Annotated in this window: 21 protein-coding genes, 1 tRNA gene and 1 pseudogene; 15 read left to right on the top strand and 8 right to left on the bottom strand. The window is 65.7% G+C overall.

Annotation, left to right across the window (positions count from 1 at the left end; all coding sequences use genetic code 11):
* The first annotated feature begins 48 nt into the window (after nt 1–48).
* On the top strand, nt 49–1,029 hold the full coding sequence (locus tag ACH0BU_RS09800; protein WP_496001924.1) for an EamA family transporter: 981 nt from the start codon (nt 49–51) through the stop codon (nt 1,027–1,029).
* On the opposite strand, the gene ACH0BU_RS09795 is transcribed toward ACH0BU_RS09800, so the two are convergent.
* Nucleotides 1,026–3,092 carry a TonB-dependent receptor domain-containing protein gene (locus ACH0BU_RS09795; protein WP_145120836.1) on the bottom strand — a complete coding sequence of 689 codons (2,067 nt, stop codon included), beginning with the start codon at nt 3,090–3,092 and terminating at the stop codon, nt 1,026–1,028. The two genes, ACH0BU_RS09800 and ACH0BU_RS09795, sit on opposite strands and share 4 nt — an antisense overlap.
* Nucleotides 3,093–3,432: 340 nt before the next feature.
* On the opposite strand from ACH0BU_RS09795, the gene ACH0BU_RS09790 reads away from it, so the two are divergent.
* The gene (locus tag ACH0BU_RS09790) at nt 3,433–4,980 is read left to right on the top strand and encodes an acyl-CoA synthetase (RefSeq protein ID WP_296218851.1); all 1,548 of its coding nucleotides are present in this window, start codon (nt 3,433–3,435) and stop codon (nt 4,978–4,980) included.
* 45 nt (nt 4,981–5,025) lie between these two features.
* Here ACH0BU_RS09790 and ACH0BU_RS09785 read toward each other — a convergent pair.
* Nucleotides 5,026–5,116 (bottom strand) — tRNA-Ser (locus tag ACH0BU_RS09785).
* Nucleotides 5,117–5,183: 67 nt separating this feature from the next.
* On the bottom strand, nt 5,184–6,182 hold the full coding sequence (locus tag ACH0BU_RS09780; RefSeq protein WP_296221558.1) for a ligase-associated DNA damage response exonuclease: 999 nt from the start codon (nt 6,180–6,182) through the stop codon (nt 5,184–5,186).
* Nucleotides 6,183–6,257: 75 nt separating this feature from the next.
* On the opposite strand from ACH0BU_RS09780, the gene ACH0BU_RS09775 reads away from it, so the two are divergent.
* The 3 genes from ACH0BU_RS09775 (at nt 6,258) to ACH0BU_RS09765 (ending at nt 10,166) form a co-directional block, all read left to right on the top strand.
* Nucleotides 6,258–6,446: a hypothetical protein gene (locus ACH0BU_RS09775; protein WP_046408997.1), complete on the top strand. Its 189-nt coding sequence runs from the start codon at nt 6,258–6,260 to the stop codon at nt 6,444–6,446.
* A 258-nt stretch (nt 6,447–6,704) separates the two neighbouring features.
* Nucleotides 6,705–9,131, top strand: a complete 2,427-nt coding sequence (locus ACH0BU_RS09770) for a ligase-associated DNA damage response DEXH box helicase (RefSeq protein WP_314471881.1) — start codon at nt 6,705–6,707, stop codon at nt 9,129–9,131.
* Between the two features lie 66 nt (nt 9,132–9,197).
* Nucleotides 9,198–10,166 carry an aspartyl protease family protein gene (locus tag ACH0BU_RS09765; protein ID WP_314471883.1) on the top strand — a complete coding sequence of 323 codons (969 nt, stop codon included), beginning with the start codon at nt 9,198–9,200 and terminating at the stop codon, nt 10,164–10,166.
* A gap of 185 nt (nt 10,167–10,351) precedes the next feature.
* Here ACH0BU_RS09765 and ACH0BU_RS09760 read toward each other — a convergent pair whose 3' ends face one another.
* The 5 genes from ACH0BU_RS09760 to ACH0BU_RS09740 form a co-directional block, all read right to left on the bottom strand.
* Entirely contained in the window at nt 10,352–11,680 is a 1,329-nt protein-coding gene (locus ACH0BU_RS09760; protein WP_314471885.1) for an ammonium transporter, read from the bottom strand.
* An 11-nt stretch (nt 11,681–11,691) separates the two neighbouring features.
* Nucleotides 11,692–12,030, bottom strand: a complete 339-nt coding sequence (locus ACH0BU_RS09755) for a P-II family nitrogen regulator (protein ID WP_046409000.1) — start codon at nt 12,028–12,030, stop codon at nt 11,692–11,694.
* A 130-nt stretch (nt 12,031–12,160) separates the two neighbouring features.
* Nucleotides 12,161–12,358: a putative signal transducing protein gene (locus tag ACH0BU_RS09750; protein ID WP_417158962.1), complete on the bottom strand. Its 198-nt coding sequence runs from the start codon at nt 12,356–12,358 to the stop codon at nt 12,161–12,163.
* Nucleotides 12,358–12,912: a pyridoxamine 5'-phosphate oxidase family protein gene (locus ACH0BU_RS09745; protein WP_500264000.1), complete on the bottom strand. Its 555-nt coding sequence runs from the start codon at nt 12,910–12,912 to the stop codon at nt 12,358–12,360. The genes ACH0BU_RS09750 and ACH0BU_RS09745 overlap by 1 nt, the downstream gene beginning before the upstream one ends.
* A gap of 130 nt (nt 12,913–13,042) precedes the next feature.
* The gene (locus ACH0BU_RS09740; RefSeq protein ID WP_046409003.1) at nt 13,043–13,978 is read right to left on the bottom strand and encodes a ribose-phosphate pyrophosphokinase; all 936 of its coding nucleotides are present in this window, start codon (nt 13,976–13,978) and stop codon (nt 13,043–13,045) included.
* Nucleotides 13,979–14,090: 112 nt separating this feature from the next.
* Here ACH0BU_RS09740 and gltX point away from each other — a divergent pair, with 112 nt between their 5' ends.
* The 10 genes and pseudogenes from gltX to ACH0BU_RS09690 form a co-directional block, all read left to right on the top strand.
* Nucleotides 14,091–15,431, top strand: a complete 1,341-nt coding sequence (gltX, locus tag ACH0BU_RS09735) for a glutamate--tRNA ligase (protein ID WP_046409004.1) — start codon at nt 14,091–14,093, stop codon at nt 15,429–15,431.
* The gene (locus ACH0BU_RS09730; protein ID WP_231621914.1) at nt 15,432–15,827 is read left to right on the top strand and encodes a hypothetical protein; all 396 of its coding nucleotides are present in this window, start codon (nt 15,432–15,434) and stop codon (nt 15,825–15,827) included.
* Between the two features lie 32 nt (nt 15,828–15,859).
* Nucleotides 15,860–16,819 (top strand): bifunctional diaminohydroxyphosphoribosylaminopyrimidine deaminase/5-amino-6-(5-phosphoribosylamino)uracil reductase RibD, encoded by a 960-nt coding sequence (ribD, locus tag ACH0BU_RS09725; RefSeq protein ID WP_417158970.1) that lies wholly within the window; start codon nt 15,860–15,862, stop codon nt 16,817–16,819.
* A complete protein-coding gene (locus ACH0BU_RS09720) occupies nt 16,801–17,415 on the top strand; it encodes a riboflavin synthase (protein WP_125946164.1) in 615 nt (204 codons plus the stop codon). Before ribD ends, ACH0BU_RS09720 begins: the two co-directional genes overlap by 19 nt.
* The gene (ribB, locus tag ACH0BU_RS09715; protein ID WP_314471891.1) at nt 17,360–18,550 is read left to right on the top strand and encodes a 3,4-dihydroxy-2-butanone-4-phosphate synthase; all 1,191 of its coding nucleotides are present in this window, start codon (nt 17,360–17,362) and stop codon (nt 18,548–18,550) included. The genes ACH0BU_RS09720 and ribB overlap by 56 nt, the downstream gene beginning before the upstream one ends.
* Before the next feature lie 154 nt (nt 18,551–18,704).
* On the top strand, nt 18,705–19,124 hold the full coding sequence (gene ribH, locus ACH0BU_RS09710; protein ID WP_296218823.1) for a 6,7-dimethyl-8-ribityllumazine synthase: 420 nt from the start codon (nt 18,705–18,707) through the stop codon (nt 19,122–19,124).
* Between the two features lie 120 nt (nt 19,125–19,244).
* A complete protein-coding gene (locus ACH0BU_RS09705; RefSeq protein WP_046409009.1) occupies nt 19,245–20,126 on the top strand; it encodes a bestrophin family protein in 882 nt (293 codons plus the stop codon).
* Between the two features lie 131 nt (nt 20,127–20,257).
* Nucleotides 20,258–20,908, top strand: a pseudogene (locus ACH0BU_RS09700) (cytochrome P450); the annotation flags it as partial.
* 166 nt (nt 20,909–21,074) lie between these two features.
* Nucleotides 21,075–22,604, top strand: coding sequence for a site-specific integrase (locus tag ACH0BU_RS09695; protein ID WP_500263999.1), 1,530 nt, complete (start codon nt 21,075–21,077; stop codon nt 22,602–22,604).
* A partial coding sequence (locus ACH0BU_RS09690) for a tyrosine-type recombinase/integrase (RefSeq protein ID WP_500263998.1) occupies nt 22,598–23,265 on the top strand: 668 nt, incomplete at its 3' end. The genes ACH0BU_RS09695 and ACH0BU_RS09690, both read left to right, overlap by 7 nt.

Below are 23,265 nucleotides of genomic sequence, written 5' to 3'. Positions count from 1 at the left end.
GCGCATTATCGTTGCACCGGTCAGCAGGGGACTCGTGTGTCAGCATCGATCATCGGCGCGCGTCATGGCAGTGCGATCGCGCGCGGCACCGCTTGCGGTGCCGCGGCGGGCGCCTTGTGGGGACTGGTGTTCCTTGCCCCCGCGCTGGTGCGTGATTTCACCCCGCTCCAGCTCACCGTCGGCCGCTATCTCGCTTATGGCGCGATCGCCGCTGCGCTGATCGGCCCGCAGTGGCGGCGGCTGTCCCGATTGCTGACGCGACGAGATTGGCTGACGCTGGCGTGGCTCGCGCTCACCGGCAACACACTTTACTATGTGCTGCTGTCCACCGGGGTGCAGACGGCGGGTATCCCGCTCACATCGCTGGTGATCGGCTTCTTGCCGGTTGCGGTGACGATCGTCGGCAGTCGGGATCGCGATGCCGTCCCGCTGCGCCAGCTTGCGCCGTCGCTGCTACTCGGCGCGGGCGCGGCCTTGTGCATCGGCTGGCAGGCGCTCGATCCCTCCGCAGCAACCCCGGGCACGCGCAGCATCGTCGGGCTGGCGTGCGCCATCGGGGCGCTCATCTGCTGGACGGTCTATGCCGTCGGCAATGCCCGTGCGCTGGCCAGCCGGCCGGGCGTCTCGGTGCATGACTGGAACCTGCTGATCGGCCTCGCCACCGGCGCACAGGCGATCGTGCTTCTGCCGTTCGCCTTGTCCGGTGCGGCGGCTGCGCACGGCATGACCGCCTGGGGGCAATTCGCCGCCGTGTCGGTTGGCGTCGCGGTGGCCGCGTCGATCATCGGCAACGCCTTGTGGAACAAGATGAGCCGCCTGCTCCCGCTGACGATGGTGGGGCAGATGATCCTGTTCGAAACGCTCTTTGCGCTGCTCTACGGCTTTCTCTGGGAACAACGCTGGCCCACCCCGGCGGAGATCGCCGCCGCGACGCTGGTCATCGCCAGCGTGCTGTCCTGCATCCACGCGCACCGCCCCCGGCATCGGCCCCGCCCGCTGGCGAGCGATGCCGGGGAGCCGGCACGTTAGAAGTCGACGTTGGCCGAAATCAGCAGGCGGCGTCCTTCCTGGTTGATTGAATAGGCCGGTGTGAACGCCGTCACCGGCGCGGCCGCGGTGCCGCTCAGATAGGGCTCGTACACCGCGTAATCGGTGTCGAGGATGTTCCACAGCGTTGCCGACAGGCGGAGCGCCGGCGTCACCTGATACGATCCGCCCAGGTGGAACAGCTCATAGCCGCGGAAGTCGCCCACCGCACGCTGCTGGTCATTGTTGCCGCGGTACCGGCTCGACCGGATCTCGGCGCGCGTCCACACCGTCGCCTTCTCGGTCAGTCGCCACCGCAAATTGGCGTTCACCATATGCTTGGGAATGCCGATCAGCGGCAGGCCAGCCTCGGGACCGCTCAGCTGTTCGCTTTCGGTGTAGGTGTAATTGGCGGCCAGCGAGAGAGTGGGGGTGAATTCCACCCGTCCGGCCGCCTCGATCCCGCGCGTGCGCGCCTTGTCGATGTTGATTGACTGGCTGAACAGGTCGACGGCGGGGAAATTGCCGACATCGAGGCAGCCCGGTCGGTTCGGATTGCCGGCGAAGCGGCAGTTGGGAATACCCGGGCCGGTCGCGATCTTGTCGTCGAAATCATTGTTGAACAGCGTCACATTGCCGCTGAACAGGCCGCCATTGTCGTAATAGACGCCCGCCTCATAGGTCGTCGTCGTCTCCGGCGTCAGGCTGGGCGTGCCGAGCAGCGGGATACGACCCTGTCCGCCAAAGCCGATGATGCCTTCCGCGATCTGCTCGACCCGCGGCGTCTTGAAACCACGGCTCACCCCGCCCTTCAGCGTCAGCGCGTCGGAGACGTTCCAGACCGCATAGGCGCGCGGCGACCATTTGTCGCCAAAGGTGGAATGATTGTCATAGCGCACGCCGCCCGTCAGCTTCACGTCCTCCACGACGGTCAGCGTCGCTTCCGCAAAGCCTGCCCATTGGGTGAAGGTGAAGGGTTCGGGCGCCACACCCTCGACCATCCGGGCGTGCCAATATTGACCGCCCACGGTGAAGGCGACCGGGCCCTGCTTGCCGGCCAGGCGTGAATCGATGATGTCGTTGCGCGCCTGCAGCTCGCGCGGGCTGCCGGGCACCTGCCCGGGCGTGCCGTTGGGGATCAGGCGACCGATCGTCTCGGTCTCGTTGCGCGTCAGCGTCGTGTCCAGCGTGCCGATCGGGCTGCGCCAGCTGTGCGCCAGCACATAGTTCGACCGGTTGAACCGCTGCTCGGGCGCATAGCCGCCGGAACCCAGCGTGCCGAGCCGCCCTTCGCTATTGTCATAGCGCTGCTCGTTGCGGTCATATTCCAGCCACAGGTCATGGTCCGCATGCGGCGTCAGCGTCAGCCGCCCGCCATAGGTATAGACGTCCGACCGGACGGGATTGCGCCCCAGCGTCAGCGCCGGGTCACCGGGGATGGGGATGTCCGAACCCTCGCGATGGAACACGCTGCCGCGCAGCGTCAGGCCCAGCAGGTCGCGCACCACCGGGCCCTGTGCAAAGGCGTTGACCGACTGGATGTTGCCGAACCGCTCGTCGAACTGAACGGTGCTTTCCGCCGTCGCCGATCCGACCCAGCGATCGCCCACCTTGCGGGTGATGATGTTCACCACCCCGCCCATCGCGTCCGACCCGTACAGCGTCGACATCGGCCCGCGCACCACCTCGATCCGTTCGATCGCCGAATAGGGCGGGATGAAGCTGGTGGAGGTTTCGCCGAACCCGTTCGGGGTGACTCCGCCCGGCGGATTCTGCCGCCGCCCGTCGATCAGCACCAAAGTATAATCGCTCGGCATGCCGCGGATCGAGATGTTGAGGCCGCCGGTCTTGCCCGCCTCGCCGCCAACATCGATCCCCTGCACGTCGACCAGCGCTTCGGCGAGGCTGCCGAACCTCTTGTCCTGCAGGTCGGCGCGGTCGATGACGCTGATGCTCGCGGGGGCGTCGACGATGCGCTGGGCGTAGCCCGCGGCGGTCACCACGATGTCGCCGGTCGGCGCGTCCTGGCGCGTCCCGCTCCTGGCGGGTTCCTTGGCGTTCGCCACCGTGACCGACGGGGCGCTTGACCCTGCCTCTGTCTGCGACTGGGCGCCAGTTTGCGCCTGAACCTCATTTTGCGCCTGGGCGGGTGACAGCGCTGCGAGAGACAGCGTGCAAAAAGCCGCTGAGCACAGCATGGACGTCCGGAACATGAAACCCCTTTGTGAGACTGACTCGCAATTGCATCGTGCCCTGCGGCACGGGGCTATATAGGTCAATGCAAATCATTCGCAGCAACATTTTGACACGTTCGTCCGGATAAACCGCCGGGCCATCCAACGCGGTTGAACCCGTCCCGCCTTCGGCTAAGCTCGCGTCCTGCCTGCGACAGACAGGAGAGGATGAATGCTGCTCAGCGAGGTTCCGGTGCATGCGGCGCACCGGGCGCCCGATCGTGTCGCGGTGCGCCTGGACGAGCGCGCGATCACGTACAGCCAGATGCGCGACGATTGCTGGCGGCTCGGGCAGGCGCTGCTCGGCATCGCGCAGCCGGGCGACCGGGTGGCGATCCTCGCCGAAAACTGCCTCGAATATGCGCTCTGCTATTATGCCGTGCCCGGCGCCGGCATGACGCTAACCTTCCTCAACTACCGCCTCGCCCCGGCCGAGCTCGCCTGGATCATCAACGATGCCGCGCCCAGCGTGCTGATCGTCCAGGACAAATATCTCGGCGCAATCCGCGCCATCCGCGATCAGATTCCTTCGGTCCGGCACCTGCTGGTGATCGGTGCCGCGGCGGAGGGGGCGGCCAGCTTCGATGCGTTGCTGGCCAGCGGCACGCCGCAACCGCTGCCCCCGCCATCAGAGGATTCGATCGCCTGGCTGCTTTACACCTCGGGCACCACCGGCTTGCCCAAGGGCGCGATGCTCACCCATCGCAACGTCATGGCGGCCGTGTTCAACAGCCTGGCGAGCTGGGACAAGGAGCCCGATTCCCACTATCTGCTCACCTTCCCGATGTATCACGTCGCCGGCTACGGCATGGTGGTGAACCATCTGCGCGGCGCGGAGCTGACCATCCTGCCAAACTTCGTGCCCGAAACGCTGTTCGCCCTCATCGAACGCCACCGCATCACCTCCACCGCCGCCGCCCCGACGATGATCGCGCTGCTGCTCGATCACCCCGCCATGCCCGGTTACGACCTCTCCTCGTTGCGCAACGTCGGCTATGGCGCCTCCGCGATGCCCGCCGCCGTGCTGCTGCGTGCGCGGGAAAAATGGCCGCAGGTGCGCTTCGGCACTGGCTTCGGCATGACCGAGCTTGCCGGCAACGTCATGGTCCTGACCGCCGACGAGCATGATCGCGCGATCGATGAGGGCCTGCCGATCCTGAACTCGGTCGGCCGCCAGATGCTGCTCGCCCGAGTCCGCGTCGTCGATGAGGCGATGGCCGACGTTGCGCCCGGCGTAGAGGGGGAGATCGTAGTGAAGGGCGATCAGGTCCTCACCGGCTATTGGCGCAATCCTGAGGCGACCGCCAAGGCCTTCACCGACGGCTGGTTCCACACCGGCGACGTCGGCCGCTGGGATGCTGACGGCTATCTCACCATCGTCGATCGCAAGAAGGACATGATCGTCACTGGCGGGGAGAACGTCTACCCGCGCGAGGTGGAGGAAGTGCTCTACCGCCACCCCGCCGTGCTGGAGGCAGCGGTGGTCGGCATGGCGGATCCCGTGTGGGGTGAAAGCGTCGTCGCGATCATCGCCACCCGCGACGGCGAAGCCACCGACGCCGCCGCGCTGATCCGGCACTGCCGCGACCATATCGCCAGCTACAAGAAGCCAAAGGCCGTCGCCTTCATCGCCGAACTGCCCAAGAACGCCTCCGGCAAGGTCCTGAAACGCACCTTGCGCGACATGCTCGCCGACGGCGGCCTGATGCTGGAGCGCTAGCGCCCGGGAGGCGTCAGCGGGGATGGGATATAAGAGAAAGAAGAGTGGCGGAGCGGGAGGGATTCGAACCCTCGATACGGTTTTGCCGTATACTCACTTTCCAGGCGAGCGCCTTCGACCACTCGGCCACCGCTCCGCATGTCCTGGAAGTAGCGCGCCCTAGGCCGGTCTTTCGCCGCGCGCAAGCGTTTGCCGCACACGCATCAATCGTCCTCGTCCTCGAAGCCGACCAGCGCCAGCGCGCGCGCCTTGATCTGGCGCATCGCGCACCAGTGGATCAGCGCCTCCTCGCGCCCGTGCGTCACCCACACTTCGCGCGGCGCGATCTCCTCGATCGTGTCGGTCAGTTCGTCCCAATCCGCATGATCGGACATGATCAGCGGCAGCTCGACCAGCTTCTGGCGCGCACGCTGGCGCACCCGCATCCACCCGCTCGCCATCGCGGTGATCGGATCGGGCAGGCGGCGCGACCAGCGATCGTTGAGCGCGCCGGGCGGGCAGATCACGACATGCCCCGCCATCGCCGCCTTGGGCACCCCCGCGACCGGGATCAACTCGCCCAGCCGAACGCCATGATCGGCATAAAGGTCGCACAATCGCTGCAGTGCGCCATGGATATAGATCGGCGCCTCATGCCCGCGCTCGCGCAGCTCGGCGATCACCCGCTGCGCCTTGCCCAGCGCATAGGCGCCGACCAGCACGCAGCGATCCGGGTTGGCGTGCAGCCGCGCGACCAGCTTGTCGATCTCGTCCCCGGTATCGGGGTGGCGGAACACGGGGAGGCCGAACGTCGCCTCGGTGATGAACACATCGCACGCCACCGGCTCGAACGGCGCGCAGGTCGGGTCCGGCCGGCGCTTGTAGTCGCCCGACACGACGATCCGCTCGCCGCGATATTCCAGCAGGATCTGCGCCGAGCCCAGCACATGGCCGGCGGGAACGAAGGTCGCCTGCACCTCGCCCAGCCGCACGCTATCGCCATAGCCTACCGGGTGTCCCGCCTGCTCGCCATAGCGCGTGTCCATGATCGCCAGCGTCTCGGGCGTCGCCCACACCGCGCCATGCCCGCCGCGCGCGTGGTCGGCATGGCCATGAGTCACCAGCGCGCGTGGCTGGGGCAGGGAGGGATCGACCCAGGCATCAGCCGGGCGAACGAAGATGCCATGGGGGTGAGGTTCGAGCCAGTCGCCAAGCTTGGGCATGGGGGCAGTACGCACGAGCGGATCAAATCGCCCCGGCGCCTCGTTGTGGGAACAACAGAAAAAGGAGAGTGCGGCATGGAACATCAGGCTTTGGGCGACAGCCTTTGGGTTTTCGTCGTCATCGGCGGCTTCATCATCCTGGGCCTCGCGATCGCCTTTGCGAAGTTCCGCAACAAGGTGACCCCGGAACAGGAACGCCGCACCGAAGAGGCGACTCACCGGCTGTACGAGGAACAATCGCGCGAGGACGCCGCGCGCGGCTGATTGTCGCGCCGCGCCGTCACTTGGCCGGCGCGGTCGGCGGCGGCCGATCCCGCGGTGACAGCGCCTCCCTGCGAGCCGGGCGCTGGGACAGCCGCGTGATCTGATCGCCAGGACGCTATGCCGCCGCTCCCTCAGGGGAGAGTGTGCTCCGAGTGTGCTGCGTCAGGGGCTGCCGCCGCAAAGCGCCACCTGCCGCGGCCGGGCGACGATGCAGGCGCGGCGTTCTGAAACGGTATGGCGACCCTATATGTCGACGCGATGACTGTTTCACTTCCGACCCCGCTGGCCGACTGGTTCGCGTCGCGGGGCTGGTCTCCGCGCCGCCACCAGCTCGACATGCTCGCCGAGGGCCGCGCCGGTCGGCACGCGCTGCTCGTTGCCGCGACCGGCGCGGGCAAGACGCTCGCCGGCTTCCTCCCCACGCTTGCGGAATTGATCGAGCAGCCGACCGAGGGGCTCCACACCCTCTATGTCTCGCCGTTGAAGGCGCTGGCGGTCGACATTCAGCGCAACCTCGTCACGCCCCTCGATGAAATGGGCCTCGACGAAATGGGCATCGACATCCGCGTCGAAACCCGCACCGGCGACACCCCGTCGGATCGCAAGGCCCGCCAGCGGGTGAAGCCGCCGCAGATCCTCCTCACCACGCCCGAATCGCTGTCGCTGCTGCTCAGCTACCCCGACAGCTTCACCATGTTCGCCGGCCTGCGCACGATCGTGATCGATGAGGTGCACGCCTTCGCCACCGGCAAGCGCGGCGACCTGCTGTCGCTATGCATGGCGCGGCTTCAGGCGATCGCGCCCGGCCTGCGCCGCGTCGCCTTGTCCGCCACGGTCGCCGATTCCGACGGCTATCGCGCCTGGCTCGCCCCCGACGGCGATATCGACAGCGTCAGCCTGGTGCAGGGCGAAACCGGCGTCGATCCCAATATCGCCATCCTGCTGCCCGAGGATCGCGTGCCCTGGGCGGGCCATTCCGGCCGCTATGCCGCGGCGCAGGTGATGGCGGAGATCGAGACTCACAAGACCACCATCGTCTTCTGCAACACCCGCAGCCTGGCCGAGCTGATCTTCCAGGATCTGTGGAAGGCGAACGAGATGCAGCTGCCGATCGGCATCCATCACGGCAGCCTGGAAAAAGAGGCGCGGCGCAAGGTGGAGGCGGCGATGGCCGGCGGCCGCCTGCGCGCGCTGGTCGCCACCGCCAGCCTCGACCTGGGAGTCGACTGGGGCGATGTCGATTGCGTGATCCAGATGGGGGCGCCCAAGGGTTCGTCGCGCCTGCTGCAGCGCATCGGCCGCAGCAACCACCGCCTTGATGAGCCGTCGGAGGCGATCGTCGTCCCCGGCAACCGCTTCGAATATCTCGAGGCGCGCGCCGCGCTGGACGCGGTGGAGGCGGGCGAGCTCGATACCGATGTGTTCCGCATGGGCGCGCTCGACGTGCTGGCGCAGCATGTCATGGCCTGCGCCTGCGCCGCTCCGTTCGATCAGGCCGCATTGCTTGACGAGATCCGCTCGTCCTTGCCCTATTCGGCGCTCACTGATGAACTGTTCAACAAGGTGCTCGGCTTCATTCGCGACGGTGGCTACAGCTTGCGCGCTTATGATCGGTTCAAGCGGCTGACGCAGGATGCCGATGGCCTGTGGCGCGTCAGCCATCCGAAATTCGTTGCGCAGCATCGCCTCAACGCCGGAATCATCGTGGAGGCGACGATGCTCAAGGTCCGCTTCCGCAACGGCCGCGCGCTGGGCAAGGTGGAGGAGGCGTTCGCCTCCACGCTCAGCCATGGCGACACCTTCTTCTTCGCCGGGATGAGCCTTGAGGTGGAGAAGATCGATACCGAGGATCTGATCGTCCGCGCCACCGCGCGGCCCGCGCGAATCCCCACTTATGGCGGCAGCCGGATGCCGCTCTCCACCAATCTCGCCGATCGCGTCCGCGGCTTCCTCGATACGCCCGCCGAATGGGCGCGCTTCCCCGATGACGTGCGCGAATGGCTGGAGATCCAGGCCCGCCGCTCCGCGCTGCCGCACCCCGACCAGCTGCTCGTCGAAACCTTCCCGCGCGAAGGGCGCAACTACATGGTCGCCTATTCCTTTGAGGGGTGGAACGCGCACCAGTCGCTCGGCATGCTCATCACGCGGCGGATGGAAACCGCGGGGCTGAAGCCGCTTGGCTTCGTCGCCAACGATTATGCCATCGCCACCTATTCGATCGATCCGGTCACCGATCCCGCGGCGCTCTTCTCACCCGACATTCTCGAACATGAGTTCGTCGACTGGGTGCAGCAGTCGCACCTCCTGAAACGCGCCTTCCGCGAGGTCGCGGTGATCGGCGGGCTGGTCGAGCGGCAGCATCCCGGCAAGCGCAAGACCGGCAAGCAGGTCACCTTCTCCACCGACCTCATCTACGACGTGCTGCGCAAGTACGAACCGGGCCATATCCTGCTGGAGGCTGCCTGGGCCGACGCCCGCGCGCGCATGACCGACGTCGGCCGCCTCGCCGACCTGCTCGATCGCGCGGCGGGGACGATGCTCCACGTCGATCTCCCGCGTGTGTCCCCGCTTGCGGTGCCGGTGCTGGTGCTGATCGGCCGCGAACGAGTCGCCACCGGCAGCGCGGACGATGCGCTGCTGATCGAGGCGGAGGCACTCGCCGGGGAGGCGATGCGCCTCGACTGAGGCCGCAGGCTTCCGCCGCCGGGGATAACGATTGACAAGGGTCCGGATCGGGCGCTTCATCGCTGTATGCGCCGCTGGCTTGCCTTGCCGCTCCTGTCGCTGCTCGCCAATGCGGACGATCAGCAGCCCGTGATGCCGCCCGCGCCGATCACCGATTACGCCGCGCACATCGGGCTCGGCCACGCCGAGGATCCGGCGGTGCCGACCGGCGAGCATCTTGATTTCGGCGTCGACGGCCCGCGCATGACGGTGCCGGTCCAGATCGCGGGGGCGGGGCCCTATCAGTTCGTCATCGATACCGGCGCCCAGCGAACGGTGATCAGCCGTGAACTGGCCGCACGGCTCCGCCTGCCCGGCGGCCGCAACGTCCGCCTGACCGGGATGACCGGGACACAGGATGTCGGCACGGTGGTGATCCCGTCGATTTCCGTCAGCACGCTCGGCGGGGAGCGGATCGAGGCGCCGGCGCTATCGGCGGCGAACCTCGGCGCGCCCGGCATGCTCGGCATCGACGCGCTTCAGGGCCATGCGCTGGCGATCGATTTCGATCAGCAGCGGATGACGGTGACGCCGGCGCGCAAGCGCGGCGAGCGGGTCCGCCGCGCGCCCGACGAAATCGTCATCCAGGCGAAAAGCCTGTTCGGCCAGCTCGTCGTCACCGACGCGCGGGTCGGCGGGGAACGGGTCCGCGTCATCCTCGATACCGGCAGCGTGGTGTCGATGGGCAACCTCGCGCTGCGCAAGCGGCTCGCCAAGCGCGGCAAGGTCACCCCGATCACGCTGATCAGCGTGACGGGCGGCGAACTCGTCGCCGATTATGGGTCGGTCAAGTCGATCAAGATCGGCGATGCGGAGATCCGCGACATGCCGGTGGCCTTTGCCGACGTGCCGCCATTCCGCGTGTTCGGGCTGGAAAAGAAACCGGCGATCATGCTCGGCATGGACGTGCTGAAACTGTTCACCCGCGTTCAGATCGATTTCGCCAACCGCGAATTGCGCCTGCTGCTGCCGCGCGGCGCCGCGCGCCGCGGCTAGGGCCGGATTACTCCATAAAGGGCCGAATGCGCCCAAAGGCGGCCAGAAGCGGCCGAACGACTCCGGTCGACGCCTCGTCGTGGCCGATGGCCCATAAAAAAGGGCCCGGCACTTTCGTACCGGGCCTAGTGCGTCCGCAGGAGGAACATCGTCTGGGAACCGGCCGCAGCCGGCTCCCAATCTCGTCAATAATTGTAGGCGCGCTCGCCATGCTCGCTGAGGTCGAGCCCTTCGCGCTCCACCTCTTCGCTGACCCGCAGCCCGACGGTCGCCTTGGCGATCGAGAAGGCGATGGCGGATCCGACGCCGGCCCAGGCCACCGAGATGAGCACCGCGACCACCTGGGTCACGAGCTGCGGCCCCAGGGCATAGTCTGCAGCGCCAGGCCCGCCGAGGCCCGGCAGCATGGTGAATGCCGTGCCGATCGACCCCACGATGCCACCGATGCCGTGGATTCCGAACGCATCCAGCGAGTCGTCAAGGCTGAGCTTGGGCTTCACCGCGACCACGAAATAGGCGCAGATGATGGCCGCGATCGCACCCAGCAGGATGGCGCCGAACGGCCCCGAATTGCCCGCCGCCGGGGTCACCGCGACCAGGCCGGCGATCGCGCCGGAGCAGGCGCCGAGCATCGATCCCTTGTGGCCCAGCATCCGTTCCGTCAGCATCCAGAACAATACACCCGCCGCCGTGGCGACGAAGGTGTTGATCATCGCCATCGCCGCCGAGCCATTGGCCTCCAGCGCCGATCCGGCGTTGAACCCGAACCAGCCGACCCACAGGAGGCCGGTGCCGATCAGCGTCATGACCAGCGAGTGCGGGGCCATGATCTCTTTCTTGTAGCCCAGCCGCGGGCCGATGATGATCGCCCCGACCAGCGCCGAGATGCCGGCGTTGATGTGAACCACCGTGCCGCCGGCGAAGTCGAGCGCGGCGGGCTGCCAATTAAAGAGAAGGCCGTTGCCCGCCCACACCATGTGCGCGATCGGGAAATAGACGATGGTGAGCCAGATCAGCGCAAAGACCATCAGGCCGGCAAACTTCATCCGCTCGACCAGGCCACCGACCACCAGGCTGACGGTGATCGCCGCAAAGGTCATCTGGAAGGCGATGAAGACATATTCCGGGATGACGACACCGTCGGTGAAGGTCGCCGCCGTCGAGTCGGCGTTGACCCCGGCAAGAAACAGCTTGTTGAACCCGGCGATAAAGGCGTTGCCGCCGTCACCGAACGCCATGGTGTAGCCGTAGGTCACCCAGATGATCATCGCGAAGCTCGCGACGGCCAGGATCTGGGTCAGCACCGACAGCATGTTCTTGGTCCGTACGAGGCCGCCATAGAACAGCGCCAGCCCGGGTACGATCATCGTCATGACCAGCACGGTCGCGGTCATCATCCAGGCGGTGTCGCCCTTGTTGGGCACCGGCGCGGCTGCCTGGGCCCAGGCGGGTGCCGCCGCCGCGGCTGTTGCCGCCACGCCCAATGCCAGGGCAGTCCTGATTATCTGCTTCATCACCACCCCCCTCAGAGTGCCGTATCGTCGGTTTCGCCGGTGCGGATGCGCACCGCCTGCCCGACATCGAGGACGAAGATCTTGCCGTCACCGATCGCGCCGGTGTTCGCGGCCGCCTGCACCGCCTCGACCACGCGATCCGCGAGGTCGACCGGGCAAACCACTTCGATTTTGATCTTGGGCACCATGTTGGTGCTGTATTCGGCGCCGCGGTAGATTTCGGTCTGCCCCTTCTGGCGCCCGAAACCCTTCACCTCGGTGACTGTCATCCCCGCCACCCCGATCCCGGTGAGTGCTTCCCTCACTTCGTCGAGCTTGAACGGCTTGATGATGGCTATGACCAGTTTCATCGCGCCCCCTTCCGTTACCCGGAAAGGTACTTCGCAACAGATGTGCCAAACCGTCGCTGCCTAGTGCATGATCACGGCAACCACATTTGACACGTTACTTTTTGTGCAGATGCGAAAACATGCTCAAGAATTAGGCACCGTCGACTACCATCCTGGCACGATCAAGATCATCCTCTTCGACCATCAGGCGCACGGGGATCAGCAACCAGCTGCCGTCGGCGATCGACGCCCCGGCATCGAAGGTGAGCGCGACTATTCCTTCGCTCTCCAGTCGCGCGGCGAGGATGCTGGCAAGATTGCGGTCATAGCGACCCAGTTCGACCAGCATCAGCGCGGCAGCGCGTCTGGCGTGCGTACTGGAAAGTCATCGATGCTTTTCGCGTTGCTGCCCTGCCAATAGGCCAGCCGCTCTTCATCGCTGTACTTGGCGTTGTATTTGTTCAGCGTCTCACGCGGATGATCCAGCGTCATCTGCGGCACGCCCCAGCCGCAGGACGTCTGCGCCTGGTCGATCGCCACGACGAAGATCTGCCGCGTGCCGGGCAGTGGCGGAAACTCGCTATACAGCGCGCGCCATTCCGGATCCTGGGGAAGGACTGGGCGGCCCCGACCGTAGATGCGAAAGATCAGTGCGGGCTGATCGAAGGCGCAGAACATGATGGTGATGCGCCCGTCGGCGAGCAGGTGCGCGTTGGTCTCATTGCCCGATCCTGCAACGTCGAGATAGGCGACGGTGGTCGGGTCCAGAACGCGGAACGTGTCCATGCCCTTGGGGCTGAGGTTGATCCGCGCGCCGGGCGCGCTCGTTGCCACGAAGAAGACCGGCTGCCGGGCGATGAAGGCACGATGCGCGTCGTTCAGCGCCGGAAAGAATTCCGCCATGCAGGCGTGCTCCCCTGTTCAGGCGAGAAGGATGGCTCGCGGCGCCTGCCTACCATTTACGATGCGTCCGATCCACCGCACCGCCGGTAGTCACCAGCGGTGCGAGGTGTCAGGAATGCACCCGGCGATCTCAGTCGAACAGCGAGGAGACGCTGGTCTCGTCGGCGATACGGCGGATCGCCTCCGCAAGGAGCGGTGCAATCGTCAGGTGCCGGATACGCTTGGCGTGGCTGATGGCTTCCTGGTTGCCGATCGAATCGGTGATCACCAGCTCGCGCAGCGCCGACCCTTCGACCCGGGCGACGGCACCGCCGGAGAGGACGCCATGGGTGACATAGGCAACGACGTCCTCGGCGCCCGCCTCACGCAGCGCTGCGGCCGCGTTGCACAGCGTGCCGGCGGAATCGACGATATCGTCGATCAGGATGCAGAAGCGCCCTTCCACGTCGCCGATGATGTTCATCACCTCCGACTCGCCGGCGCGCTCGCGGCGCTTGTCGACGATCGCCAGCGGTGCGTTGTCGAGCCGCTTGGCGAGCGCGCGCGCGCGCACCACGCCGCCCACGTCGGGGGAGACGACCATCAGGTTCTTCGACCCGAAGCGCGCCAGGATGTCCGCGGACATGACCGGCGCGCCAAACAGATTGTCGGTCGGGATGTCGAAGAAGCCCTGGATCTGACCGGCATGGAGGTCGACGGAGAGCACGCGGTCGGCGCCGGCCGTGGTGATCAGGTTGGCGACCAGCTTGGCCGAGATCGGCGTGCGCGGGCCGGGCTTCCGGTCCTGCCGCGCATAGCCGAAATAGGGAAGGACCGCCGTGATCCGCTTGGCCGACGCGCGCTTCAGCGCATCGATGCAGATCAGCAACTCCATGAGGTTGTCGTTGACCGGATAGCTGGTCGACTGGATCAGGAAAACGTCTTCACCGCGGACGTTCTCCATAATCTCGACGAAGATCTCCTCGTCGGCGAATCGCCGCACCAGAGCCTCGGTCAACGGGAGCTCCAGATAGGAGGCGATGTCCCGTGCCAGCGGCAGGTTGGAGTTGCCGGTCATCAGTTTCATGTCAGCACGCCCTTTCGTGACGCCCCCTTAGCGGGCCGGGCATATGTTTCAATCGTGCGACGCACTCAGAGGACGTTTGCCGTCGCGCGTCGCAGGGCGTACCGGCGCCGACATGACCATCGTTACCCGCTTTGCCCCGTCACCGACCGGGCGGCTGCACGTCGGCAACATCCGCACGGCGCTGCACAACTGGATGTTCGCGCGTGCTCATGGCGGCCGCTTCATGCTGCGGATCGACGATACCGATCAGGAGCGTAGTGAAGAACGGTTCGTCGAGGCGCTGCGCGAGGATCTGGCGTGGCTGGACCTTGAGGCTGATGGCGAGGCGCGGCAATCGGCGCGTTTCGATCTGTATCAGGCGCGCTTCGATGCGCTGGTCGCGGCCGGACGTATTTACCCCGCCTATGAGACCAGCCAGGAACTGGACCTCAAGCGAAAGATCCAGCTGGGCCGCGGACTGCCGCCCATCTACGATCGCGGGGCACTGGCGCTGAGCGATGCGGATCGCTCGCGGCTGGAGGCGGAGGGCATCAAGCCGCATTGGCGCTTCCGGCTCGATCATGGCGCGCCGATCGAATGGGACGACATGATCCGCGGTCACCAGCGGTTCGATCCCGCTACGATGAGCGACCCGATCGTGCGCCGCGCCGATGGTTCATGGCTGTATATGCTGCCGTCCGCGATTGACGACGTCGACATGGGGATCACGCATGTGGTGCGCGGCGAGGACCATGTCGCCAACACCGCCTTGCAGATCCAGATGTTTGCCGCGCTTGGCAGCACCCCGCCGACCTTTGCCCATGCCGCGCTGCTCACCGGCGCCGAGGGCAAATTGTCCAAGCGGCTGGGTAGCCTTGGCGTCGACCAGCTTCGCGAGGCGGGGGTGGAGCCGCAGGCGATCCGGGCGCTGCTGGCGCGGCTCGGCACCAGCGATCCGGTTGAGCCCGCGGTTGACATGGAGCCGCTGCTTGCCGCTTTCGATTTTGCCCGCTTTGGCCGAGCGCCGGCGCGGTTCGACGAGGCGGAATTGATGCAGCTGAATGCGCGGATCGTCCATCAGCTCCCATTCGAAGCGGTGCGCGACCGCTTGCCGCCTGCCATGACGCCCGTTGCCTGGGAAGCAGTGCGGCCGAACCTCTCGACCGTGGCGGAAGCGGCCGACTGGTGGGGCGTGGTCGAAGGGCCGGTCACAGCGGCGGCGCTATCGGCTGACGATGGCGCCTATCTGGCCATTGCTGCCGAGGAAGCTGCGGCGATCGATTGGGATGGCGACCCCTGGCACGGTCTGACCGAGCGGCTGAAGGAGCGCACAGGACGCAAGGGCAAGGCGCTGTTCCTGCCGTTGCGGCGCGCGCTCACCGGTCGCGATCACGGGCCGGACATGGCGGCGCTGCTGCCGTTGATCGGCCGCGACCGGGCGCTCGCGCGACTTCGCGCCGCTTCCGGCGGCTAATTGGACCAGGGTCTGGCCGTCGCGGCCGCGCGCGCCTATGTTGCGCGGATGCAGTTCTTTGCCCGGCTAAGCCCGTTCCGCGCGGTGCGCGACCTACGCCTGTTTCTGCATCAGCGGCAGAAGCACGAACTGTTCTTCCTGTTTCTCTCCGTCTTTATGACCGGCTTGCTGCTGATCGGCTTCGCCAAGGATTCGAAGGTCGAGAAGGTCTACAAGCCGGACATCATCTATGTTCAGCAATGGCGCCTCGATCGCAGCGAGGCGGAGATTCGCGCGCAGCAGGCGATCGATGCCCCGATCAAGCAGAAGCAGATCGAGGAGCGCGAGAAGGCGCTGGCCGAGCGGCAGGCATCCTTCAAGCGTCTTGAGGACAAGATGAAGAAGTGGGGGCTCTGACCGCCGGCGTGTCGTCCGCGGACCAGCGCTGGATGGGGGCTGCGCTGGCGCTCGCCAGCCGCGGGCAGGGGCGCACCCATCCCAATCCTTCCGTCGGATGCATTCTGGTGCGCGATGGCATTGTTGTCGGGCGCGGCTGGACCCAGCCCGGCGGCCGGCCGCATGCGGAGGCGATGGCTCTCGCTGAGGCGGGAAGCGCGGCAAAGGGCGCGACCGCTTATGTGACACTGGAGCCCTGCGCCCATGTCTCATCGCGCGGCCCCGCCTGCGCCGACCTTCTGGTCGCCAGCGGTGTAGACCGCGTGGTCGCGGCGGTGACCGATCCTGACCCGCGCACCAACGGCAAGGGGCTGGGGCGGCTCGCCGCGGCGGGTGTGCAGATTGTATCTGGTGTGCGCGAGCGAGAGGCCCGCGCGACGCTGGCCGGATTTCTCACGCGAATCGTCCTGGGCCGGCCGCAGGTGACGCTGAAGCTCGCGACCTCGCTTGATGGATGCATCGCTCGTGCTGACGGCGAAAGCCGCTGGATCACGGGTCCGCAAGCGCGCGCGCACGCGCATCTCGAACGAAGCCGGCATGAGGCCATTCTGGTAGGGCGAGGCACCTGGGAGATCGACCGCCCGGCGCTCGACGTGCGGTTGCCGGGACTGGAGAATCGCGCTCCGCAACGCGTGATCCTGTCGACCCACGACATGGGTGATGACGTGCTTCAGCTCTCGGCCCCGGAGGAAATCGCCTGGCTTCCCGCCGATCGTCTGCTCGTGGAGGGGGGCGCTGGGGTCGCCTCCGCTTTCCTCGCGGCGGATCTGGTCGATCGCCTGCTGCTGTATCGCGCCCCGATCCTGATCGGCGACGGCAGGCATGCGTTGGGCGACATCGGGTTGGGCGCCTTGGCCGATGCGCACGATCGATGGGCAATGATCGATTCACGCCAGCTTGGCAGCGATCGGCTCGAGGTCTACGAGCGGGTGCGATGTTCACCGGGATCATAACCGACGTCGGAGAGATTACGCGCGTTGAGACGCGCGGGGATACGCGCGTCGTTGTCGCCACCAGCTATGAAACGCTTGAGATTGACCTGGGGGCTTCGGTCGCCTGTTCGGGCGTTTGCCTCACCGTCGTCGACAAGGGGCCTGACTGGCTGGCCTTCGACGTCTCGGGCGAGACGCTGACGCGGACCGCTCAGGGGCAATGGTCCGAAGGGCGTCGGTTGAATCTCGAACGCGCGATGAAGCTGGGCGATGAGCTTGGTGGTCATATCGTCACCGGCCACGTCGACGGAATCGCCGAGGTCACCAGCGTACGGCCCGATGGCGATTCGAAGCGCGTCGATTTCCGGGTCTCAAGCGATCTTGCGCCCTTCCTCGCTACCAAGGGGTCGGTCACGGTCGACGGCGTATCGCTGACCGTCAACGACGTGACGGACGATCCCGATGGCGCGACCATCTTCGCGGTCAACATCATTCCGCATACCCAGGCGGTGACGACGCTTTCAGATCTGGCGCCGGGCAGCGCCGTCAACATCGAGATCGATGTGCTCGCCCGCTACCTCCAACGGATGGAACATTATCGTGCAAAAGCCCGCTGAACTCGCGCGCCTGCGCCACGCCTTTCTCTCGACCCCGGAAGAGATCATCGACGAGGCCAAGAATGGCCGGATGTTCATTCTGGTCGATGATGAGGATCGCGAAAACGAGGGTGATCTGGTCATCCCCGCGCAGATGGCGACGCCCGAAAAGATCAACTTCATGGCCCGCTATGGCCGCGGGCTGATCTGCCTTGCGATGACCAAGTCGCGTGTCGATGCGCTCGGCCTCGACCTGATGAGCCGGCACAACGGCACCCGTCACGAGACCGCCTTCACCGTCTCGATCGAGGCGCGCGATGGGGTGACAACGGGCATTTCCGCGGCCGATCGCGCGCGGACGATCGCGGTGGCAATCGATTCGTCGAAGAGCCGCGAAGAAATCGTCACCCCGGGTCACGTCTTCCCGCTGGTGGCGCGTGATGGCGGCGTGCTGGTGCGCGCGGGCCATACCGAAGCGGCGGTCGACGTGTCGCGCTTGGCCGGCCTCAATCCCTCGGGCGTGATCTGCGAGATCATGAACGAGGACGGCACGATGGCGCGGATGGACGATCTCGTCTCCTTCGCGCAGCTGCACAACCTCAAGATCGGCACGATCCGCGACCTGATCGCCTATCGTCGGCGCCATGACCATCTGGTCGAGAAGAAGGCCGAGATGACCTTTGACTCGCGCTGGGGCGGCCAGTGGAAGGCCGTGACCTTCCACAACAAGGCCACCGGCGACGAGACGATCGCGCTGGTGAAGGGCAAGATCGACCCCGACAAGCCGACGCTGGTGCGCATGCACACGGCGAGCTTCTTCGTTGATATGTTTGGCGAAAATTCCGAACGCTCGGGGCTGCTTTCCAAGTCGATGGAGCTGATCGCGGAGGAAGGCGCCGGCGTGATCGTGGTGATCAACCGCCCGATGAAGGGCGTGGTGACGCGCTTCATGGAGCTGCGTGCCGCGGGCAAGGGCGCCGGCGAGCCGGAAGTCGAGGAATTGCGCGACTATGGCGTGGGTGCGCAGATCCTGGCGGAGCTGGGCGTCGAGGAAATGGTCCTGCTGACCAACACCCATCACACGCTCGTCGGGCTGGAGGGCTATGGCCTTTCCATCGTGGGCGAGCGGCCGATCCCGGGTACCGGCGGCGAATAACGGCCTGTTTACGGAGATATTCGGCCAGCAGCTTGCGCAGCGGCCGGCAACGCCAGTCGGGAGGGGGCACCGGCTGGTGGCGTGGACAAGGAATGCCCCCTTTTTTGCCGCCCCGGCGGCGCTCCCCTGAGCCGGGGAGGAGAAAGGCGAGATCATGGCAAGCGTCCTCATCGTGGAAGCGCGTTTCTACGATCATCTGAACGACATGCTGATCGCGGGCGCGCGCGCGGCGATCGAGGCGGCGGGGCATAGCGCCGAGGTGGTGACCGTGCCGGGCGCGCTGGAAGTGCCGGGCGCGATCGCGATGGCGGCGGAGAGCGGGCGCTATGACGCGTTCGTCGCGCTGGGCGTCGTGATCCGCGGCGAGACCTACCACTTCGAGATCGTATCCAACGAGAGCGCGCGAGGCATCATGGCGCTGACCATGGACGGCATCCCGATCGGCAACGGCATCCTCACCACCGAGAATGAGGAGCAGGCGATCCGCCGCGCGGATCCGGCGCAGCTCGACAAGGGCGGCGGCGCGGCGCAGGCGGCGATCGCGATGCTGCAGCTGCAGCAGCGCTTTGCCTGATTCCGCTCACCTAAGTCAGCGCGGGCGGGCGCCCGCCTGCGGAAAAGGTTCGTCACGGACCTGAAGCAGCGATCGCGCGTATGGGATCATCCGATCCACAAGCGAGCCGCTGCTTCCCTTATGATAGTTTCTTCCACTCCACGCTTCGGCAATATCGTTGGCGAAGTGTGGCGACCCCTCGCGGCCTTGTTCGTGTGGGACTGCATCGTCACGGCAGTCTATTTCTATTATCCGTTCACCGCGCCATCGCTGCCGCTGACCATCTTCGGTTCGGCGCTGGCGCTGTTCCTCGGCTTTCGGACGAACTCCGCCTACCAGCGCTGGTGGGAAGGGCGCGGCCTGTGGGGGCTGATGATCAACGCATCGCGCAGCTTGGCCCGCACGGCGCGCAACCTGCTGCCCGAAGAGGCGCTGGACTTGAAGCGCACGATCGTGCTGCGCCACGTCGCTTATGTGAATGCGCTGCGGTGCCAGTTGCGCCGTCAGTCGGCCGACGCCGAGGTGCTGCGCTTCCTGTCGCGCGGTGAGGCGGAGCCTGCCTTGCAGCGCGCGAACGTCGCCAACGGCATCCTCGACGGATCCTCACGACGGCTGGACGATGCGCGGCAGAGGGGCTGGATCGACACCATCCAGCAGGCGCATTTCGAGCGATTGTTCGTCGACATCTCCAACGCGCAGGGCGGCATGGAGCGGATCAAGAACACGCCCTTGCCCAACCAATATCGCTTCTTCCCCACGTTCTTCACGCGATTGTTCTGCGTCCTGCTGCCGATCGGGCTGGTGGAGACGCTGGGCATCGCGACGCCGGTCGGGTCGACCGTCGCCGGGCTGATGTTCCTCGCCGCGCTGCAGATCGGCGATGACCTGGTCGACCCGTTCGCCAACACGATCCACGACGTCCCGCTGACGGGTATGTGCCGGACGATCGAGATCGACCTGCTGCAATCGATCGGCGACGAAGCGCCAACGCCGTTGCAGCCGGTGGACGGCGTGTTGTGGTGACAGAATGGCCGGCAAAAGGCAGTATTTTCAACGTGCTGCGGGATCGGTCGCGCGCAACGCCATGGGGTCTGGCGTCCCGATAATATCTTACTTATACTCGTGTAAGTAAGATCGGGAGAGAGATTGCCACCATGGCCTATGCGCACACGCTCGCCGCCAATCCGCACTGGCTGCCGGCCAATCCTCCATCGGCGCTGAAGGACATTCCCGGAAGCCGCGGGCTGCCGTTCGTCGGCAATACCTTCAGGGTGCTGAAGGACCCGCTGGGCTTCACCAACAGGATGGTGGCCAAGTACGGCCCGGTCTATCGCAACCGAACGTTTGGGGGCGACGGCGTGGTCTTGCTGGGGCCGGAAGCGAACGAGCTGGTGCTGTTCGACAAGGAGAAGAATTTCTCCTCCGAACAGGGCTGGGGCCCGATCCTGAACCTCGTCTTCCCGCGCGGCCTGATGCTGATGGATTTCGAGAAGCATCGCGCCGACCGCAAGGCATTGTCAGTAGCGTTCAAGCCGGAGCCGATGCGCCATTATGCCGCCGAGCTGAATGCCGGGATCGCGGCGCAGGTGAGCAGCTGGGGCAATCGCCCGACGCCATTCTATCGCGCGATCAAGGCGCTGAGCCTCGACCTGGCGGCAACCAGTTTCCTTGGCGTGCCGCTGGGCCCCGAGGCATCGCGGATCAACCAGGCCTTCGTCGACGAGGTGCAGGCGTCGGTATCGCCGATCCGCAAGCCGCTGCCCGGCACCTCGATGCGCAAGGGCGTGAAGGCGCGCGAATATATCTAATGTGGAGCTCCACATTACACATATTCTTTGCAGTCGCAGTTTATGTCGAGCGTGGCGGCGAGAGACGCAGGTTTCCTTCGGTTTTCCATGATTTCACTCCAGATAATTACGGTTCCCTCGACCTGAACAAGTCGAAGGAACCAACATGCGATCAAGATCATTATTGTCGTTTCGAGCGGCCCGGCTCCGGGTCGAAGACCCGCCCAGTCACGACGCTCTACTCACCGCATTCCTCTCCTCTCTGTCGCTCGACGAGAGGTCAGGCAGTGCGATTCTGTTTGGCGCTGCGGCCCGTCATTTCCTGCATTGGATGGAACTGCATGGGATCGCGATCCGCACGATCGACGATCGGACCGTTCGGCGGTTCGAGAAGCATCGGTGCCGTTGCCACCGGTATTCGGCGCAGCAGCCAGTCTATAAGGCGGACATTGCAGCGCGAGTCAGGCGCTTCGTCCGCTTCCTGGAGGATCAAGGCTACGTCGGTGTCGACGACGGGATCGACGATCTGCCACGGCACCTCGCCGACTATTTCGATGGGATCGATCGCTTGCAACTCGCGCAAGGACCGGCCCAGTCCTATCGATCCGAGGCCGAGCATTTCGCGGCCTGGCTTCGCATTGCGCGACGACAATGGGCCGATATCGATGACACGATCATCGACCAGTACGGCGCGCATGATTGTCGATGTCCGGTCTGGCGCAAGCGAGGCAAGCTTGTTGCCTCGGGCGCGAAGCGGCGGCGGCGAGGCGCTCGGCACTTCGTCGAGTTCTTGCGCGACCGCGGTGTCATCCCTTCAGTCGAACTGGTGTCGGATGACGACCCGCACATGGCGGCATATCTGGCATGGCTCAAGCAACACCGCGGCGCGACCGATGAGACGATCCGGCGCTACCGGGCCGATATCAGGCGGCTCGCGCCTATGCTCGGCGAGCCTTCACAATGGGATGCAGCCGTCCTCAGACGGGCGTTTCAACAACGAAGCAAGGAGACGCCGGGTTCGGCATCACTGCTCGTCACGATAATACGGAGCTATATTCGGTTCCTGGTCGTGCAGGGTATTTGCCGTCCAGCTTTGTTGCACGCGATCCCATCAGTGCAACGCTACCGTCTTTCGACGCTGCCCCGGCACGTTAACCCGGCAACGATCGAGCAGATCATCGGCGCATGTCCGACTGATCGCCCGGTGGAAGTTCGGGACAAGGCCATCATTCTCCTGCTCGCCCGGCTTGGCCTGCGTGCCGGTGATATTCGGGATATGCACCTCGACGATATCGACTGGCGCTCGGGCCACCTGACGGTCAAGGGCAAGACGCGTCGGCCTGATCGCCTGCCATTGCCTCAGGACGTCGGTGACGCGATCCTGGACTACATTGCCACGGCGCGTCCCAAGACCGCCGATCCGCATCTGTTCGTGCGCGCGCAAGCCCCGTTCCGTTCGTTCCGCTCATCGGCGGAGATCGCCGGCATCGTTGCACGCACGCATGAGCGCGGCGGGATCGAAGGCGTGCCGACCGGATCGCACATTTTCCGGCATTCGCTTGCCACCAACTTGCTGCGCGCGGGCGCAGGGCTGGAGTCCGTTGGAACGATCCTGCGCCACAGCTCGCCCGAGACCACCGCCATCTACGCCAAGGTCGACCTGCCGATGCTCATGAAAATCGCGCAGCCATGGCCGGGAGAACCGTCATGCTGAGCACGCAGATTGCCAGATACGTCTCGCTGTATCGCAGCTTGGGGCGGAAGTTCTCGGAACAGGAACGACTGCTGCGCCAATACGCCGCTTTCGCTGAACGCTTCGGTGACCGGCACACCCGAGTGCAGCGCATCTACGACTGGTGCCACACGGCAAGCTCGCAAAACGTGGCTCGCCATAGGTACGACGCTGCTCGTAACTTCAGCCTTTTCGCTCATGCCGAGGACCCAGACAACGAAGTCCCGCCTGTCGGCGTTTTCGGCCGGGGGAAGCGGCCACGTCCCACTCCGACCATAATCGAAGCGGACCAGGTGCGGGCGATCATGGCGGCGGCATTGAACGTTCCGCCCCATGGCACGATTAGCCCATACACGTACCATTACCTGTTCGGCCTGCTCGCGGCGACAGGTCTCCGGATTTCCGAGGCTCTCGCGCTACAGTGCAACGATCTGGTCGAGGATGGGCTGGTCGTCCGCAACGGCAAGTTCGGCAAGCAGCGACTGATCGCCTTGCAGCCATCGACGCGCCAAGCACTCGAAGCCTACATTGCGATCCGCGCGAAGCACCCGGCCAAGTGTAATGACCTGTTCGTCACTATCCGGGGGCGGGCGCCGCACAAGGTGCGCGCCCACGTCGTGTTCGTCAGGTTGGCCCGGCTTCT

The sequence above is a fragment of the Sphingomonas olei genome (genome assembly GCF_045369765.1).
GTDB lineage: Bacteria > Pseudomonadota > Alphaproteobacteria > Sphingomonadales > Sphingomonadaceae > Sphingomonas > Sphingomonas panaciterrae.
This window is presented reverse-complemented; position numbering and strand designations above follow the sequence as displayed.